Below are 17,208 nucleotides of genomic sequence, written 5' to 3' on the forward strand. Positions count from 1 at the left end.
GTTGAGAACAGGGTCGACCGCACTGGGCGGGCCGGCCCTTGATCTTTTCGAGTCTGCCCTGCGAGGAGCCGCCATGGCTACAGATTATTCTCCCTTGCCCACTCTGACTCTGCCGCGCACCACCGACCTGGTGAGACTGGACCAGCGGCCGCATCCCCCGATAAGCATGAACAGCCCGGCGCTGAGCGCGATGACTGATCTGAGGCTGGTCAATCCGATAGGCATACGCGGCGACGCCGGTCTGCGCGAGGCTCACCAGCGCATGATCAGCCACGGCATCCGCCTGTTGTTCGTCCATGACCACGACGGCAGCCTGCTGGGCATCGTCACCGCCGTCGATCTGCTGGGCGAGCGGCCCATCCAGTGCATGAAGGAGCACGGCAAGCACCATGACGATCTCCAGGTGTCCGACGTGATGACGCCGCGCGCCCGGCTGGACGCGCTGCGGCTGGACGACGTGGCGTCGGCCAGCGTCGGCCAGCTGGTGGCCACCATGCAGCAGCTGGGCCGCCAGCACGCGCTGGTGGTGGAAGTGAACCCGGTCAACGGCCACCACGAGCTGTGCGGCCTGTTTTCCACCTCGCACATGGCGCGGCTGTTGGGCCGGCCTTTGTCTTTCATCCGCGTGCCGCAAGCCTTGTCCGAAATCCAGTACTCGCTGCTGTACACCGGCTGATTTCGGCAAGAATCGGGTCGCCGCCGACCAGCCGCCTCCCTAGACTTCAGGCATCATGACCTTTAGCGAAGGAGAAGGCGATGACATGGCGGATGGAAACGCTGGACGAGCGATTCATCGCGGCCGCGCGCGGCCGGGGCGTCGATGCCCTGGGCCAGCCGGCGCGGCGTTTGCAGGCGCGGGGAGGCGAGCCGCTGCGGGACGGCTTGCGCCGCGCCCGTCCCGGGGAGCGCTTGCTGCTGGCGAGCTATAGCCCTTTCCGGCTGATCGGGCCGTATCGCGAATACGGGCCGGTGTTTCTCGGCGCCGAGCCGGACCTTGAGACCTTGCCGTCCCTGGACGCGCTGTTGGAGGCAAGCGGCGGCTATCTGGGCGACAGCATGGCGCTGCGCGCCTACGATGCCGGGCAGTCGATGATCGAGGCGGCGGTGCTGCCGCGGGCCGAGCTCGCCGCTTGCCTGGCGCGATGGACGTCGCGGAGCGACATCGCCTTCGCCATGCTGCGCTACCCCGCCCATGGCTGTTACGCGCTGCGCCTGAACCGGGATGCCTGACATGGAAGCCATCCTGCCCGCGGCGGCGGAAAGCAGCCGCGATTACGCCCGCGTCCGCGACGCGATCCGCTATCTGGTCGCCCATGCCGACGCCCAGCCCAGGCTGGCCGATCTGGCCGGCGAGCTGCACCTGTCGGAATCGCGGCTGCAACGCTTGTTCACCCAGTGGGCCGGCGTCAGTCCCAAGCGCTTCATCCAGCAGCTGACCTGCGAGGCGGCCAAGGCGCGGCTGGCCGCTGGCGAGCCGCTGCTGCCGCTGTCGCATGAGCTGGGCTTGTCCGGAGGCGGCCGACTGCATGATCTCTTCGTCACGCTGGAGGCGATGACGCCGGGCGAATACCAGCGCGGCGGGGCCGGGCTGGACATCGGCTGGAGCGTGGAGGCCACCCGTTTCGGCCCGGCGCTGCTGGCGCAGACCGCGCGCGGCGTGTGCGCGCTGCAATTCGTCGCCGACGAAGCCGCCGGTGAGGCCTGGCTGCGCGGGCAATGGCCCAACGCCGCGCTGCGATGGCGGGAGGGACTGGGACGCGCGCTGTGCCGCCGGCTGTTCGATCCGCTGGAGGCCGCCGGCGGTCCGCCGCTGGCGCTCAGGGTGCAGGGCAGCAATTTCCAGATCCAGGTGTGGCGGGCATTGCTAGCCGTGCCGTACGGCGGACTGATAGGCTACGGCCAATTGGCCGCGGGCATGGGGCGGCCCAGCGCGGCGCGCGCGGTGGGCAACGCGGTGGGCGCCAATCCGGTGGCCTGGCTGATTCCCTGCCACCGCGTGATCCGCGCCGCGGGCGCGTTGGGCGGCTACCGCTGGGGCGAGGAGCGCAAGCTGGACCTGATAGGCTGGGAATGCGCCAGGCTGGCGGGCGCGGAGCGGGCGGCATGGACCGCCTGAGCGGAGAGCTCGCCTGGCTGACGCTGCTGGCGGCGCTGTGGGGAGGCTCTTTCCTGTTCATGCGGGTGGCGGCGCCGGTTTTCGGCCCCTTGCCCTTGATCGCGCTGCGGGTGGGCCTGGCCGCCTGCCTGTTGCTGCCGCTGTTGTGGCGGCGGGGTTTGTGGCCGCTGTGGCGGGACAATTGGCGGCCGGTCGCGGCGGTCGGCGTGTTTCTGACAGCGTTTCCCTTCAGCCTGATCGCCTGGGCGCAGCTGTCGTTGCCGGCCGGCATGGCCTCGGTGCTCAACGCCACCACGCCGTTGATGACCGCGCTGTGGGCGTGGCCGCTGGCGGGAGAGCGGCTGGCCGTTCCGCGCGCGGCGGGGCTGGGCCTGGGGCTGGTCTTGCTGGCGGGGCACGGCGCCCGCTTCGACATCCATTCCGGCTTGCCGGCGCTGGCGATGCTGGGCGCGACGGCCAGTTACGGCTGGGCCGGGCATATGGCCAGGCGCTGGCTGCCCGGCATGCCGCCGCTGGCGACCGCGGGCGGCGGCCTGTTCAGCGCGGCGCTGCTGATGCTGCCGTTGGCGTGGTGGACCTGGCCGGCGGGCCCGGCACCGCTCAAGGCCTGGCTGGCCGTGTTGCTGCTTGCGGCGTTTTGCACCGCGCTGGCCTACCTGATTTATTACCGGCTGATCAACCGGCTGGGCGCACCCGGGCCAGCGCCGTCACCTATCTGGTGCCGGTGTTCGGCGTGTTATGGGGGGCGGTTTTCCTGGGGGAGCGCGTCGGCGGCGCCATGCAGCTGGGCGCGGCGCTGATTCTGGGCGGCGTGTTGCTGCTGGGATGGCGGCGCTAGCCGGGCAGCCGGCTGAGTTCGCGGAAGAACAGCCGGCTCAGCGTGTCCAGCGCGGGGTCGCCGTCCCGCGCCGGCTGGCGGAACAGCGCCAGCGGCACGGGCGGCAAAGCCGGCAAGCTGTCGGGCGGCAGTGGGCGCAAGTCGTCGCCGGCCATGTCCGACAAGAGGGCGCCTACGCCCAGCCCCGCTTCCAGCGCCGCGGTCACCGCCAGCAGGCTGGAGCTTTCGAACACCACCCGATAAGGCCGTCCGGCCAAACCCAGCGCCTGCAGCATCGCGTCGCGCCAGCTGCAAGGCGCGGCGAACAGAACCAGCGGCAGCTCCGGCCCGTCTGGCATGGCGCCGCCGGCGGATAGCCAGGGCAGCGGGCATTCCATGGACCAGGCCGGCGGCTGTTCCAGCCCGCATAGCCTCGGATTGGCGATCAGCATGTCCAGCTCCCCCTGGCGATAGGCGGCGGCCAGTTCCCTCCCCGGCGCGACTTTGGCCTCCAGCTTCAGCTCGGGACGGACGGCGGCGAAATCCGCCAGCACCCGCGGCAAATGGCGGCTGACCACATCCTCGATCAGGCCCACTCGGCAGCGTTGCGGCGCGCAGGAGGCCGGTTCGGGCAGCATTTGCTCGGCCAGGCTGACGATGCGCTCGGCGAAAGGCAGCAGCGTTTTGCCGGCGGCGGTCAGCGTCACGCCGCGGGTGGAGCGTTGCAGCAGGAGCTGGCCGCAATGCTGCTCCAGCTTGCGCAATTGCAGGCTCAGCGCCGGCTGGGTTCGGCCTAGCGCGGCGGCGGCGCGGTTGATGCTGCCGTGGCGGGCCACCGCGGCCAAGGCGCGCAACAGGGAGGTGTCTAGATCGCTGGCCATATGATTTTCTTATAGCAGTCGCTCATTTTTCCAGTCTACCTATAACCAGGTCGAATGTTTAGCATCTTGTCTGAACGCGAACCATGGTTGGGAGAGGGAAATGTTTTTCGCCGCGATATTGCTGGCTGTGGCCGGCTCCGTGGTTTACCACTTGTCGATCAAGCAACTGCCGCAGGATTTGAATCCCTTCTTTTCGCTGGCGGTCAGTTACGGCCTGGCGCTGGCGCTGGCGCTATGCCTGGCCGGCATGTGGTGGCTGCCGGGCGGGCAGCGCGATCCGTCGGCGCTGGGCTGGAGCAATCTGGGCGTGGCGCTGGGCATCCTGGGCATCGAGATGGGATTCTTGCTGGCTTATCGCGCTGGCTGGAACCTGGGGTACGCGGCGCTCAGCGCCAATGTGCTGAGCGCCGCGTTGTTGCTGCCGATAGGCTACTGGCTGTTCCGCGAGAGCCTGTCGCCGGGCCGGCTGGCCGGCTTGGGGCTCAGCCTGGCTGGCTTGTGGATGATGCTGCGCTTTCGTTGAGCGGCAGGCGGATGGCCACCTTGAACGCGCCGTCCTCGTCGGTCAGCTCCAGCGCGCCGCCATGCTGTTTGACCACGCGCGAGACGATGGCGAGGCCGAGGCCGCTGCCGCCGTCGGTGCCGCGGTGCTCGGCCAGCCGCTCGAACGGCGCCAGCGCGGTTTCGCGCAGCGCGGCGGGGATGCCGTCGCCGTGGTCGATCACGCTGAGCATCGCGTCGCCGCCCGCCTTTTCCAGCCGGATGATGGCCGGCGGCCGGCCGTAGCGCCGCGCGTTCTCCAGCAGATTGCTCAGCAGTCGCTCCAGCGCCAGCGCGTCGGCCTTGAGCTCGATTTCGTCGCGGATGTCCAGCTGCAGCGGCATGTCCTCGCGGCGGAAGCGCGCGGCCACGCTGGCGGCCAGGTCGGCCAGCGCCACCGGCTCCAGCCGGCTGGTTTCCTCGGCGCGGGCGAAGTCGATGAATTGGCGGACGATCCGCGACAGCTCGTCGATGTCGGACAGCATGTCGTGCTGATCGGTGCTGGCCTCCTGCATCTCCAGCGTCAGCTTCAGCCGGGTCAGCGGCGTACGCAAATCGTGCGACAGGCCGGCCAGCATCAGCCGCCGCTCGCGCGCGGCGTTGTCCAGCGCCAGCGCCATGCCGTTGAAGTTGTGCGCCAAGAGCTGCATCTCGCGCGGGCCGGTTTCCGCGATGGCCTGCGGCATCGAGCCGCCCGCCAGTTGGCGGCTGGCCTGCACCACCTGGCTGATCGGCCGCGTGATGCGCCAGGCCATCAGCGAGGCCAGCAGCGTGGCGAAGGCGGCGGCCAGCAAGGACGCCTGCAGCATCGGGTTCAGCATCCGGTCGCGGTAGCGGCCGAAGGGGATCACCAGCCAGTAGGGCTGGTCCAGCACATGGACATGCACCCACAGCTCGCTGTGGTCGGGCCGGCGCGCGTAGTGCGCCTGCACCGGCTCGTTCAGGTCGTGCGACAGCCGCTGCGCCAGCATCGCGCCTATCTTGGGCAAGTCTTCGCTGAACTGCTGGCCGCGGTCGGCGTTGAACGGCAGCAAGCTGGGCAGGCCGGGTCGGTTGTAGTTGTCGAGGAAGGCCTGTCGCTCCTCATCCACCATGCCGGTCATCGAGTCCTCGAGAAAGGACAGCGTGTCCAGCACCTGGATGTACAGCTGGCGCTCCAACAGCTTGTGGCGCTCGTTGTTGGCCAGCCAGATGGTGAACAGCTGGGTGGTGATCACCACGGTGACCACCAGCAGCGCCAGCCGGAAGAACAGCGAGCCTAGCAGCTTGCGTAACAAGGCTTACTCCCTGGGCGAGCCGTCCGGCACGAACACGTAGCCGTAGCCCCACACCGTCTGGATGTAGCGCAGCTGGCCGTCGGCGTCGCCGTTTTCCAGCGCCTTGCGCAGGCGGGAGATGTGCACGTCTATGCTGCGGTCCAGCGATTCGCCGTTGCCCTTGCCCAGGGCCAGCTCCATCAACTGCTCGCGGGTCAGCGGGCGGCGCGGATGGCTGACCAGCACCGACAGCACCGCGAATTCGGCGCTGGTCAGCGACACCGGCTGGCCGGCGCGGCGCAGCTCGCGCTGGCCGAGGTTGAGCACGAATTCGCCGAACTCCACCACGTCGTCGGCGTTGTGCAGCGCGGCCAGCGCCGGCGTGGTGTGATGGCGGCGCAGCACCGACTGGATGCGGGCGGTCAGCTCGCGCGGGTTGAACGGCTTGGGCAGGTAATCGTCGGCGCCCATTTCCAGGCCCAGGATGCGGTCGATGTCCTCGCCGCGGGCGGTCAGCATGATCACCGGCAGCGATTCGCCCTGGGCCCGCAGCCGCCGCACCACCGCCAGTCCGTCCTCGCCAGGCATCATCACGTCCAGCACGATCAGGTCGGGGCGGTTGCGCGCCAGCTTGCGGTCCAGGTCCTTGGGGTCGGGCAGCGTCTCCACGATGTAGCCCTGCTGGGTCAGGTAGCGGGTCAGCAGTTCGCGCAGCTTGGCATCGTCGTCGACGACCAGGATTTTATTGTGTTCCATATGCTGTTCCTTAGAGTTCCGGCTGCCAGCTTAGCGCGGCCTGGCGCGCGCTGGGGCGCCTTGTTTTTACAGATGTTAAGCCGCCACGTCGCGATACAGTCGTTAACAATTGTGACCTCTCCATTGACGTCCGAGCAAACGCTTGCGCTTAAGCTGGAACAAATGGCCGGCGCGAAAGTCGTTTCAGGTGGGAAATATGCAATATTTTCATGACGCTGGCCAAATCCGCCCCTGCCGGGTCACGGCCACCCTCGCCGCCGCTCCGTGTCCGCCACCTTGTCGCGCCTGCCTTTGACCGTCCCGAGCGGCGATGGCAGCGCGGTCGATAGACAGGATAGAATGTCGACATGAAACGATATCTGATCATGCTTGCGCTGGGCTGCCTGTCAGTCCCGCCGCTGGCGCAGGCGCAGCCGCAGCCGCCGCACGGTCCTGGCAGACATGCCGAGGGCCGGCCGTCGGCGCGCGCGTGCGGCGACGATCAGCCATGTCCCAACAGTCGGCGGCTGCGCAATCTGCGCCAGCGGGAGGCGGCTCGCAACGGCGACATGGGTTTCGATCCGGTCCAGCATCAGTCCAACCGCCTGTTGCCGCCGCCGGACGGGCACGTCAAGTCAGTACCCAGCCGGCCTAATTTTTGGCAGGATAAACGGCGGCAGGAGCAGTTGCAAAACCAATCCGATTGATTCGTCGTCCGCTCGGGAAAGGACAAGGCAATGAGGCAAGGGGGAAGGCTGGGCACTGGCGGGCGGACGGGAATGGCTCTGCTGCTGTGCGGTTTGTCCATGCTTCCGTTCGAGTCGCGCGGGGCGGCAGAGGATTGCGCGGAAGCGCTCGCGCCCCAGCGCTGCCAGGCCAATTTGCTGGGGTGGCGAAGTTGCCAGGATGTGGCCGATGGCAAGCGGCGGGATTGCTTGTCCCGCTACACGCCGCCGTTGAGTTGCCAGCGGCAGCGCGACGCCAAGCGCTGCGAGGCGCTGGTGGCGGCCCAGGCCTCTTGCGAGGGCATGCTGGGCGCGCAACGGCGCGTCTGCATAGACGAACGCCTGCCGGCGGAAGCTTGCGGCCGCGGGGCCGGATGCGAGCGGCCGCCTGGATTGCCGCTGGCCGAGTAGCCCGGCTCAGGGCCGCAGGATGATGGAGCCGGTGGTTTGCCGGGCTTCCAGATCGCGGTGCGCCCGGGCCGCTTCCGCCAGCGGATAGGCGCGCGACGGCGCGAGCTTGATCGTTCCGTCCCGCAGCCGGCTGAGCAACGCGCCGGATGAGGCCTCCAGCTCGGCGCGGGTGGCGATGTAGTCGCCCAGCCGGGGACGCGTCAGGAACAGCGAGCCGCGGCGGGTCAGCTCCAGCGGCGATACCGCCGGCACCGGGCCGGACGCGTTGCCGAACGTCACCATCACGCCGCGCGGGCCCAGGCTGTCCAGCGAAGCTTCAAACGTATCCTTGCCCACCGAATCGAATACCACCGGCACGCCCTTGCCGCCGGTGATCTCCCGCACCCTCAGCGCCACATTCTCCTCGCGATACAGGATCACGTGCGCCGCGCCCAGCGCGCGCGCGATCTCGGCCTTGGCCGGCGAGCCCACGGTGGCGATGACGTGGACGCCCATCGCCGACAGCCACTGCAGGGCGATCTGGCCGACGCCGCCGGCGGCGGCATGCCACAGCACGGTCTGGCCGGGCTGTACCGGAAAGACGCGCTGCACCAGGTATTCGACGGTCATTCCCTGCAGCATCGCGCAGGCGGCGGTGTCGTCGGAAACGCCTTCCGGCAGTTTGACCAGATGCTCGGCGGCGATCAACCGCTCGGTGGAGTAGGCTCCCAGCGGGCCGCTGGCGTAGGCGACGCGGTCGCCCGGCCTCAGCCATGCCACGCCCTCCCCCACCGCCTCCACCACGCCGGCCGCCTCGCTGCCCAATCCGCTGGGCAAGCTCAATGGATACAGACCGCTGCGATAGTAGGTATCGATGAAGTTGACGCCGATCGCGGCATGGCGAATCCGCGCCTGGCCGGGGCCGGGCTGGCCGACCTGGACATCCTGCAGGCGCAGCGTTTCCGGGCCGCCGGTTTCGGCGAAGACGATGGCTTGGCTCATGGCGTTTCCTTTGCGTTGTGAGATGGCCAGTCTGCGCCCGCGCGGGGACGCGCGGCAAGACGGTCCGCTTGAACGGCCCGTCAAGCGGGCGTGGACAGTTGTCGGCGCCCCCAGGCGACAACCTGCGGCAATACCTTGGGCCAGTTGTTCAGCCTGTGGTCATCGCCGTTGAATACAGTTTGCCGGCTATGGCGGTAATGAACGGCCGCTTCGCGCCAGTCCAGCGTTTCGTCGCGGCTGCCCAGCAGCAGCCAGTAGCGTCCGTTATCGGGCGCGTCGGTCTTCTGCGCCAGCAGCGCGCGCAAGTCGTCGTTTCCCAGCGTGTAAACCTCCCCGGTGTAAGGGTTGGTCTGTTCGCCGCGGAAGCGCTCCAGGTCCCGGTCCGGCCGCACCGCCGGGTTGATCAGCGCCGCGGGCAGGCCGTGGCGCTCGGCGAGGTGGGTGGCATAGAAGCCGCCCAGCGAGCTGCCGATCAGCAAGGCGTCGGCCGGCAAGCCGGACAGCAGCTGTTCGGCTTGCCGGATCGCCTCGGCCGGGTGCGGCGACAGCCGCGGACAATGCAGAGAAATGTCGGGCGCGTGTTCGCGCAGCCAGGCGGCGGTTTCGCCCGCCTTCAGCGATTGCGGTCCGGAATTGAAGCCATGTAGATAGACGATGTGCATGATGTCGGCCAATTGGTAGTTGTCTCGATGGTACGACGCCGGCCCAGCTTTGTCTCGATGGCAAGTGCTTAATTTCCTTGTAAATCTGGCGTAAAAGCCGGCAACCGAAATGATCGAGCCATTGTCATGCCAATGAGAGCGATGCTCAAATAGGCGGAAAATCCAATTACAAGAGGAGAAACCACATGACCACCCTTCCGGTAAGCGGCCCCACCGTCGCCCCGCATTCGCTGGAGAGCCTGATCGTCGCCTGCGGCTATCTGCAGCACAGCGCGCTGCTGTTCGCCGAGGACATCAACGACGATCTGGCGCTGATTCGTTCCGGCTTTTGTCCGCGCCACCAGGTACAGCTGGACGCGCTGGGCGACATGCGGGTCAGCCAGGTTGTTCACGAGGAAGTGGACGCGCTGCTGCAGGACAGCCATACGCTGCGTTTCGCGCTGCACGAAATGCTGATGCAGTTTGGTCCCTCGGTCTGCAACGAAGCGCTGGCGCGCATCATACTGCAGGGCGTGCGCAGTCTGGGCGATTGGCATCAGGTGTGCCGTTCTTTGGCGGACCTGGGCCGCGGGCCGGTGAGGGCAGCCGCCTGACGCCTTTTGCGCGCCAGCCAGTGGCGGGCGCGCCGCTGTTTTCTGCGGGCTGGAAATTAATAGCTTGCAATTAAATAGTGCGCTATTTAATATGCGGACATGGAACGAGAAACACCCTGTCCGCAAGCGGACGACTTGCTCAAGCTGGACCAACAGCTGTGCTTCGCGCTGTATTCCGCGTCGCTGGCGATGAACAAGACCTATCGAGACAGCCTGAAACCGCTGGGCATCACCTATCCGCAGTATCTGGTGTTGCTGGTGTTGTGGGAACAGGACGAGCGCTCGGTCTCCGACATCGGCGACAAGTTGTACCTGGATTCGGCGACGCTGACCCCGTTGTTGAAGCGGATGGAGGCGGCTGGCTGGCTTGAGCGCAAACGCCTGCCGAGCGACGAACGGGTAGTGATCGCGAGCCTGACCGAGGCGGGGCGAGGCTTGCGCGCCTTGGCGCAGGAGATTCCGGCGCAGTTGCTGTGCCGCAGCGGCTTGGCGGCGGGCGACATCGCCAAGCTGAGGCAGTCGCTGTGCGATTTGCGCGACCAGTTGCTGCAATGAACCCATCCGAGTTTTGTTAATTTAATAGTGCACTATTTAATAGTGTACTATTTCAACCGCGACGGCCAAGAGCCGATGAAGGAGAAGCAAGATGAACCCACTGCAAAAAGTGTTGTACACCGCCGAGGCGACCGCCACCGGGGGCCGCGATGGCCAGGCCGCATCCAGCGACGGCGCGCTGAAAGCCAAGTTGAGCACCCCGCGCGAGCTGGGCGGCCTGGGCGGCGATGGCACCAATCCGGAGCAGTTGTTCGCCGCCGGTTATTCGGCCTGCTTCATCGGCGCGCTGAAAGTGGCCGCGCAGCAAACCGGCGTGCGTCTGCCGGCCGAGGTGTCGGTGACCGGCAAAGTATCGATCGGGCCGATCGCCCACGGTTTCGGCATCGCCGCCAAGCTGGCGGTGTCGCTGCCGGGCATCGAGCGCGAGGCGGGGCTGAAGCTGATCGATGCCGCGCACGGCATTTGTCCCTACTCCAACGCCACCCGCGGCAACATCGAAGTGGAGCTCACGCTGGTTTAAGCGCGGCTGACAGCCTGCCGATGTTAGCGATTGCCGAATGCCGCTAGCCAAGGCTGGGCCGATTCGGCGAAACGGGCTGACTGGATGGCGGCCCGTTTCGATTGGTCAATGAATCGGATGGCGATCAGCCCACGTTCTCGGATTGGCGGCTGGGCGATTGTTTGTTGCCGTACATCTTGCGGTCGGCCACCGCCAGCAGCTCGTCTATCAGCAGCCCATCCTCGGGATAGTAGGCGATGCCTATGCTGACGCCGACCAGCACGCGGTGATGGTCGACCTGGTAAGGCATCTGTATCGCCTGCTTCAGCCTCGCCGCCACCTTGTCCGCCTCGCGGTTGGACTCGATGTCCTCCATCAGGATCACGAATTCGTCGCCGCCGATGCGGGCGACGGTGTCCTCGTTGCGGACCACGTCGCGGATGCGGGCGGCTATCAGCTGCAGCACCCGATCGCCGACCACGTGGCCGTAAGTGTCGTTGACCGGCTTGAAGCGATCCAGGTCCAGGAACAGCAACCCCAGCCGCTTGCCGCTGCGGTCCAGCCGGGTGATCGCGTGCTGCAACCGGTCGTAGAACAAGTTGCGGTTGGCCAGGCCGGTCAGCCTATCGTGGTTGGCCAGATGGAACAGCTGCTGTTCGCGCTGGCGGCGGTTGTCGCTGCTGCGCACGAAACTGAAGCCAGCCAGTCCCAGTCCCAGTCCCAGAAGCAGCGACAGCGACAGCCATACCGCCCATTCGAACCAACCTATCTGCGCCCAACCTTGTTGCCAGCTCAGCGTCAGCCGCAACGGCTGGCTGGCGCCGCCCAGCAGCTGGCTGGTTTCCAGCCGCGGAAACAGCAGCTTCTCCAGCGCGCCGGGATGGGCGTCGCCCAGGCGCAGGGAGATGCCGGATTGGGGCTGCAGCGGATCGTCGCGATGGCGCAGGTTGATCTCCATGCCCGGAGGCAGCGCGATGTCGGTGGGCAGCAAAGAATCGGCGCGGATGAACAGCATCGCGAAATGCTGGGGCAGCAGTCCGATCAACTGGTCGTTTTGATGGTCGTCGACGCTGCGCAGCAGCGCATAGCCGGGATCCCCTTGCGGCGGCAGCCGCAGTTGGCGGGACAAGGCGGTGCGCCCGCTGTTGATGTTCTCTTGCAAGGCTTCGCGCAGTTGCGGCTGTTGCCAGATGTCTCTTCCCACCAGCCGCAGGTTGGCCTGGGACGGCGGCTCGGCGCGGGTCAGGGGGAAGTAGGCCTCCTGTTTGGGCAGCGGGCGTTTTTCATCGAAGCCGCGCAATCGATATGCGAGTCCGTAGTCCAGCTGCAGCGCGTGGCTGTAAGTGGCGGCCTGGCCGGCAGGCACGCGCTCGACGCGAGCCAGCGAGGTGATCTGGGGATAGCGGCGCAGCAGCTGGGAAACGAAGGGATGATTCTGGCGGCCGTCGCCGCGGTGATCGACTGAGCTGAAGGTGGCGTAGCTGTCGAGAATGGTTTCATTGGTGAGCAGACGCTGCTTGAGCTGCTCGGTCAACTGCTGCAACTGGCTGTTGAATTGCTGTTCTGCGCCCAGCAGGGAGCGGCTGGCGATGGACAGCGCCGCCAGCGCGCTCAGTATCAGCCATAGGACAAGGCAGCCGGCATAGACCAGTCTTGCGTGCATGTTAAAACCATCGACATATATTCAGCAATGAACGATTCTATAAGAACGGCTGCCTATTTTTTAGCAATAAATCGGGTAAAGCCGGTTTTAAGTAATAGTACGTAATCAATCGGATACGCTCAGCGCGGCGCGCAACGCGTGAATCTGTCGGCGGCTGACCGGCAGCGGCGTCGGAATGTCGCGCAGTCTGACAAGCCAATGTTCTTCGGCGCCGCCCTCGCCGCGAAACAGCTCTTGCACCGCGTGGCGCATCACCAGGCAATTGCGGTGGATCCGCAGCGCCTCTTCGCCCAGCCGCTGTTCCAGCGCCACCAGCGCGTCGTCCAGCAGATATTCGCCGTTTGGCGTGACTAGGGTGACGTATTTGAGCTCCGCCTTCAGGTAGCGCGCGTCGGCGAGAGGCACGTGGAGCAGGCGGCCGCGCTGGCGCACGGTGAAACCGGCGGCGCGCTTGCCTTCGCGCCTGGCCTGGGCTTTTTGCAGCGCCTGCTCCAACCGTTCGCGCCGCACCGGCTTGAGCAGGTAATCGGCGGCGTCCAGCTCGAAGGCCTCCACCGCGAAGTGATCGTGGGCGGTGGTGAACACCAGCGCCGGCGGCAGCGTGCGCTGCCGCAGCTGGCGCGCCAATGCCATGCCGTCAAGGTCGGGCATGCTGATGTCCAGCAGCAGCACGTCCACAGGGTGCGCCTCCAGCCAGCCGAGCGCCGAGCGGCCATCTTCCAGGCCATGGATATCGGCCACGCCGCAGTCGGCCAATAGCTGACGCAAACGTTCTCGCGCCAGCGCCTCGTCGTCCACTACCAGCACCCGCAGCCCGCTCACAGCGCCCATTGCGGCTTGTCCATCTTGTCCACCAGCACGCGCCAGGATTGCAATATTTTCTGGAACTTGTTGTTGGTGGGCGAGATTTCCTTCACCTTGGCCAGCAATTCGTAGGCGCGCCGCATATGGCTTTCGTGCCAGCCGTTCTGGCTGACGTAGGCGAGCACCGCGTTGACCAGGTTGAGCATGATCTGCACATTGTGGGGCATCTCCTCCAGCGCTTTGACGAAGCGTTCGATCGCAGCGTCGAACTGTCCGGATTGCGCCTCGCGCACCGCCTGGTTGTTCAGCTCCAGCACCGATTTGACGTTCTGGGCGATCAACTGGCGGCCGGCCTGTCCCAGGCCGATTTCCTCGAACATGTCGCCGAAGTGGGCCAGCATGTCCTCGTCGTCGTGGTGGTTGCGCACCAGGTATTCCATCACCGAATTGCCCTGAATGTCTCTTCCCTGCTGGTAGCAGGCGCGCGCGTATTCCAGTTGCGACTCCTCGCCCAGCTTGGAGGCCAGCTGCTTGAAGCGCTCGTCGGCGGCGCTCAACAGCTCGCGCGCCTTGTCGGCGTTGCCGTTCTTGGCTTGCAACTGGCTGTCCACCACGTTGGCCAGCCATTCGCCTTCCTCGTTGTAACGATAGTCGTGGCGCAGATTGGCCAGCGTGCGGCCGGCGTTGCTGTTGTCGCCGCGTGCCATCTGCACGCGTGCCAGCGCCGCGTAGTGGGTGGGGCTGCGGTGCCAGGTGTATTTGGCGATGTCCAGCGTTTGCTGGCAGGCGGTCTCGGCGGTGGCCAGATCCTTGTTCAGCACCGCCACCTGAGCCAGCTGCTGCAGGCGGCGGAACACCACCGGCGACATGTCGGCGGCGGTTTGCAGCGTGTGCTGGGCGCGGTTGAGGTCATGATGGCCGCGATAGAGCCGCGCCAGCCAATCGTAGGCTTCCATCACCTGGTTGTTGTCGGCCAGCACCGCTTCGAACAGCAGCCGCGCCTCGTCGTAGGACTTGAGTCCGGCCAGCGCCTTGGCCAGGCCCATCTTGGCCCAGGTGGCGGGCTTGATCCGCAGCACCTGCATATAGGCGTCGCGCGCGGTGTCGAAATCATTGATCTTCAGCGCCAATGATCCTTTGAGCCGCATGAAGTCGAAGGCGAACTCGCCGTTTTCCTCTATCTTGCGGCCGCAGGACTCGATGGCGGCCAGGTAGTCGTGGCGCAGAATGTTTTCGTCCACCAGCCTGAAGGCCTCGCGCTTGCGCATCGCCCGCTCCAACCGTTCGCGCAGCACCTCGCCGGTAAACGGCTTGAGCAGATAGTCGTCCGGCGCCAGTTCTGCGGCGGAGATCACCCGTTGCGCGCGGCGTTCGCCGGTGACGACCATGAATACGCAGGACTGCTTGAGCAGATTGCGCTCTCGGATTTCCTCGAACAGGTAAAGGCCGTCATAGCCGTTGCCCAGATCGTAGTCGCACAGCACCACGTCGAACTCGTACTTGGCCATTTTGGCCAGCGCGTCGCTGGCCTTGGATGCGTATTCGACCGAGTTGGCGCCGAAGGACGACAGGGTCATCGCCAGCGCCCGCTGCATCTGCGGCAGGCTGTCTATGATCAGGAACAGCCGCTTGGCGTAGGGATTCTCATAGGCGGCGCTGCGAGCGGGCGCCGCTTTCATGTGGTGGACTGGTTCCGGCGCCGCCGCCGGGGTGGGAGTGGTTTCGCTCATGACGCCTCGTCGGCTGGCTGTCCTGTGGTTTGCGAATGGCAGTGTCGGCGGCGCGCTTGCGATGGCTCAGGCCGGATTCAGTTTCGCGTAGCGCAGATCCAGCCATTTGACGCCGTGTTCGGCGAAATTGATCTGCAAGCGCACGTCTTCTCCGTTGCCCTCGGCGTCTATCACCACGCCGACGCCGAACTTGGCGTGGCTGACCGCCTGGCCGATGGACAGGCCGTAGGCGTTGTCCGCCTGCCGGCGCGGCATGGCTGCGGCGCGACGCGCCTGCTGCGGCGCAACGGGTGATTTCACTGTAGCAGACAGCGAATGGATCAGTTCGGCCGGAATCTCGTCGATGAAGCGCGACGGGATGGGGTAGCGGCTCTGGCCGTGCAGCATGCGGCTTTGCGCGCTGGAAAGATACAGCCGCTTGCGCGCGCGGGTGATGGCCACGTACATCAGCCGGCGCTCTTCCTGCAGGCCCTTGCCGTCCATCACGCTGTTCTCGTGCGGAAACAGGCCTTCTTCCAGGCCGCTGACGAACACGGCGTCGAACTCCAGGCCCTTGGCCGCGTGCACCGTCATCAGTTGCAAGGCGTCGCTGCCGGCGTCGGCCTGGTGCTCGCCGGCTTCCAGGCTGGCGGCGGACAGGAATTCGGTCAGCGCCTGTTCCGGCTGGTCAGGCAGGAAGCTGGCGGCGGCGTTGACCAGTTCGTCCAGGTTAGCCAGCCGCTCCTCGCCGTCCTTCTTGTCCTGCTCGTACATGTCGCGCAGGCCGCTGCGGTCTATCGCCAGGCTGATGGTTTCGGCCAGGCTGAAGTCGCGGCTCTGCTCGCGCATTTTCTCGATCAGCAAGACGAATTCGCCAATCTTGGCGGCGGTGCGGCCGCCGCCGCTCTGGCAGGCGGCCTGCCACAGGGTGACGCCTTGCTCGCGGCTGACCGCTTGCAGGTTTTCCACGCTGCGCGCGCCGATGCCGCGCGCCGGCACGTTGATCACGCGCAGCAAGGCATTGTCGTCGTCCGGGTTGGCCACCAGACGCAAATACGCCAGCGCGTGCTTGATTTCCTGGCGTTCGAAGAAGCGCAGGCCGCCATAGATGCGGTAGGGAATCTGGGCATTGACCAGCACGTGCTCCAGGATGCGGGACTGCGCGTTGGAGCGGTACAGCACGGCGATGTCGGACAACGCCAGGCCGTCGCGGTGCAGGTTCTTGGCCTCGTCGACGATGAACTCGGCCTCTTCGCCGTCGCTGCCGGACTGGAAGAATCGGATCTTGTCGCCCTCGCCGGCATCGGTCCACAGGCTCTTGCCCAGCCGGCCGTCGTTCTGCTCGATCAGCGCGTTGGCGGCGTTGAGGATGTTGCCCATGGAGCGGTAGTTCTGCTCCAGCCGCACCGGCTCGGCCACGTGGAAGTCGGACAGCAGCGCGCGCATATTGCCGACCTCCGCGCCGCGGAAGGCGTAGATGCTCTGGTCGTCGTCGCCGACGGCGAACAGCGCGCCGTGCTCGCCGGCCAGCAGCTTGAGCCAGGCGTATTGCAGGCGGTTGGTGTCCTGGAATTCGTCCACCAGGATGTGGGAGAAGCGGTTGCTGTAGTGCGCGCGCAGCGCCTCGTTGCGCGACAGCAGCTCGTAGCTTCTGAGCAGCAGTTCGGCGAAGTCCACCACGCCTTCGCGCCGGCACTGGGCGTCGTAGGCGGCGTACAGCTCGACCAGCTTGGCCTCGTAGGGGTTCAGCGCCGGCGGCAGCGACTCGGCGCGCACGCCGGCTTCCTTGCTGCCGTTGATGAAGCTTTGCACCGCGCGCGGCGGGTATTTTTCGTCCGACAGCTCCAGGCTTTTCAGCAGGCGTTTGATCGCGGCCTGCTGGTCGGCGGAGTCGAGGATCTGGAAGGTTTGCGGCAGGCCGGCGTCGCGGTAGTGGATGCGCAGGAAGCGGTTGCACAGGCCGTGGAAGGTGCCGATCCACATATTGCGGACATTGACCGGCGCCATCGCCGACAGCCGGGTCTGCATTTCGCGCGCCGCCTTGTTGGTGAAGGTCACCGCCAGGATGCCGGCCGGGGAGGTCTGGTCGGTGGACAAGAGCCAGGCGATGCGGGTGGTCAGCACCCGGGTCTTGCCGCTGCCGGCGCCGGCCAGTACCAGCGCGCTCTTGGCGGGCCAGGTGACGGCGCGCTTTTGTTCGGGATTCAGGCCGGCTAACAGATCGCTCATGTCGGGACGCTTTTTCGCTGCAAAAACGCCAT

Annotated in this window: 18 protein-coding genes and 1 pseudogene; 10 read left to right on the forward strand and 9 right to left on the reverse strand. The window is 66.4% G+C overall.

Annotated features, from left to right (window positions below; all coding sequences use genetic code 11):
• Positions 1 to 73 precede the first annotated feature (73 nt).
• From DK842_RS08240 to DK842_RS08255, 4 genes and pseudogenes are all read left to right on the forward strand, one after another.
• Positions 74 to 676, forward strand: a complete 603-nt coding sequence (locus DK842_RS08240; RefSeq protein WP_114061023.1) for a CBS domain-containing protein — start codon at positions 74 to 76, stop codon at positions 674 to 676.
• 80 nt (positions 677 to 756) lie between these two features.
• Positions 757 to 1,230, forward strand: a complete 474-nt coding sequence (locus DK842_RS08245; RefSeq protein WP_114061024.1) for a DUF1203 domain-containing protein — start codon at positions 757 to 759, stop codon at positions 1,228 to 1,230.
• Between the two features lies 1 nt (position 1,231).
• On the forward strand, positions 1,232 to 2,116 hold the full coding sequence (locus tag DK842_RS08250) for a methylated-DNA--[protein]-cysteine S-methyltransferase (RefSeq protein WP_114061025.1): 885 nt from the start codon (positions 1,232 to 1,234) through the stop codon (positions 2,114 to 2,116).
• 59 nt (positions 2,117 to 2,175) lie between these two features.
• Positions 2,176 to 2,954: pseudogene (locus tag DK842_RS08255) on the forward strand (DMT family transporter).
• Here DK842_RS08255 and DK842_RS08260 read toward each other — a convergent pair.
• On the reverse strand, positions 2,951 to 3,814 hold the full coding sequence (locus DK842_RS08260; RefSeq protein WP_114061026.1) for a LysR family transcriptional regulator: 864 nt from the start codon (positions 3,812 to 3,814) through the stop codon (positions 2,951 to 2,953). The pseudogene DK842_RS08255 and the gene DK842_RS08260 overlap by 4 nt on opposite strands.
• Positions 3,815 to 3,914: 100 nt before the next feature.
• Here DK842_RS08260 and DK842_RS08265 point away from each other — a divergent pair, with 100 nt between their 5' ends.
• Positions 3,915 to 4,337, forward strand: coding sequence for an EamA family transporter (locus DK842_RS08265; RefSeq protein ID WP_114061027.1), 423 nt, complete (start codon positions 3,915 to 3,917; stop codon positions 4,335 to 4,337).
• Here the strand turns inward: DK842_RS08265 and DK842_RS08270 are convergent.
• Together DK842_RS08270 and ompR are read right to left on the reverse strand one after the other, a co-directional pair.
• Entirely contained in the window at positions 4,297 to 5,631 is a 1,335-nt protein-coding gene (locus tag DK842_RS08270) for an ATP-binding protein (RefSeq protein WP_168191855.1), read from the reverse strand. The two genes, DK842_RS08265 and DK842_RS08270, sit on opposite strands and share 41 nt — an antisense overlap.
• A gap of 3 nt (positions 5,632 to 5,634) precedes the next feature.
• The gene (gene ompR / locus DK842_RS08275) at positions 5,635 to 6,366 is read right to left on the reverse strand and encodes an osmolarity response regulator transcription factor OmpR (RefSeq protein WP_114061028.1); all 732 of its coding nucleotides are present in this window, start codon (positions 6,364 to 6,366) and stop codon (positions 5,635 to 5,637) included.
• A gap of 347 nt (positions 6,367 to 6,713) precedes the next feature.
• On the opposite strand from ompR, the gene DK842_RS08280 reads away from it, so the two are divergent.
• Together DK842_RS08280 and DK842_RS08285 are read left to right on the forward strand one after the other, a co-directional pair.
• Positions 6,714 to 7,052, forward strand: coding sequence for a hypothetical protein (locus tag DK842_RS08280; protein ID WP_114061029.1), 339 nt, complete (start codon positions 6,714 to 6,716; stop codon positions 7,050 to 7,052).
• A gap of 72 nt (positions 7,053 to 7,124) precedes the next feature.
• Complete coding sequence (locus DK842_RS08285; protein ID WP_114061030.1) at positions 7,125 to 7,481, forward strand: hypothetical protein; 357 nt, start codon at positions 7,125 to 7,127, stop codon at positions 7,479 to 7,481.
• Positions 7,482 to 7,487: 6 nt separating this feature from the next.
• Here the strand turns inward: DK842_RS08285 and DK842_RS08290 are convergent, their stop codons facing one another.
• Positions 7,488 to 8,462, reverse strand: coding sequence for a quinone oxidoreductase family protein (locus DK842_RS08290; protein ID WP_114061031.1), 975 nt, complete (start codon positions 8,460 to 8,462; stop codon positions 7,488 to 7,490).
• An 80-nt stretch (positions 8,463 to 8,542) separates the two neighbouring features.
• Complete coding sequence (locus DK842_RS08295; protein WP_232538635.1) at positions 8,543 to 9,136, reverse strand: YqiA/YcfP family alpha/beta fold hydrolase; 594 nt, start codon at positions 9,134 to 9,136, stop codon at positions 8,543 to 8,545.
• Between the two features lie 173 nt (positions 9,137 to 9,309).
• Here DK842_RS08295 and DK842_RS08300 point away from each other — a divergent pair, with 173 nt between their 5' ends.
• The 3 genes from DK842_RS08300 to DK842_RS08310 all read left to right on the forward strand — a co-directional run bounded on the left by DK842_RS08300 (position 9,310) and on the right by DK842_RS08310 (position 10,792).
• A complete protein-coding gene (locus DK842_RS08300; RefSeq protein ID WP_114061032.1) occupies positions 9,310 to 9,717 on the forward strand; it encodes a hypothetical protein in 408 nt (135 codons plus the stop codon).
• A gap of 99 nt (positions 9,718 to 9,816) precedes the next feature.
• Positions 9,817 to 10,272, forward strand: a complete 456-nt coding sequence (locus tag DK842_RS08305) for a MarR family winged helix-turn-helix transcriptional regulator (protein WP_114061033.1) — start codon at positions 9,817 to 9,819, stop codon at positions 10,270 to 10,272.
• Between the two features lie 91 nt (positions 10,273 to 10,363).
• Positions 10,364 to 10,792, forward strand: coding sequence for an organic hydroperoxide resistance protein (locus tag DK842_RS08310; RefSeq protein ID WP_114061034.1), 429 nt, complete (start codon positions 10,364 to 10,366; stop codon positions 10,790 to 10,792).
• A 124-nt stretch (positions 10,793 to 10,916) separates the two neighbouring features.
• Here the strand turns inward: DK842_RS08310 and DK842_RS08315 are convergent, their stop codons facing one another.
• The 4 genes from DK842_RS08315 to DK842_RS08330 all read right to left on the reverse strand — a co-directional run bounded on the left by DK842_RS08315 (position 10,917) and on the right by DK842_RS08330 (position 17,176).
• Positions 10,917 to 12,434: a sensor domain-containing diguanylate cyclase gene (locus DK842_RS08315; protein WP_114061035.1), complete on the reverse strand. Its 1,518-nt coding sequence runs from the start codon at positions 12,432 to 12,434 to the stop codon at positions 10,917 to 10,919.
• A gap of 105 nt (positions 12,435 to 12,539) precedes the next feature.
• On the reverse strand, positions 12,540 to 13,265 hold the full coding sequence (locus tag DK842_RS08320) for a LytR/AlgR family response regulator transcription factor (protein ID WP_114061036.1): 726 nt from the start codon (positions 13,263 to 13,265) through the stop codon (positions 12,540 to 12,542).
• Positions 13,253 to 14,968 carry a tetratricopeptide repeat-containing response regulator gene (locus DK842_RS08325; protein ID WP_232538636.1) on the reverse strand — a complete coding sequence of 572 codons (1,716 nt, stop codon included), beginning with the start codon at positions 14,966 to 14,968 and terminating at the stop codon, positions 13,253 to 13,255. Before DK842_RS08325 ends, DK842_RS08320 begins: the two co-directional genes overlap by 13 nt.
• A gap of 66 nt (positions 14,969 to 15,034) precedes the next feature.
• The gene (locus tag DK842_RS08330; RefSeq protein WP_114061038.1) at positions 15,035 to 17,176 is read right to left on the reverse strand and encodes a UvrD-helicase domain-containing protein; all 2,142 of its coding nucleotides are present in this window, start codon (positions 17,174 to 17,176) and stop codon (positions 15,035 to 15,037) included.
• Positions 17,177 to 17,208: the final 32 nt, after the last annotated feature.

Source organism: Chromobacterium phragmitis (genome assembly GCF_003325475.1).
Taxonomy (GTDB): Bacteria; Pseudomonadota; Gammaproteobacteria; order Burkholderiales; family Chromobacteriaceae; genus Chromobacterium; species Chromobacterium phragmitis.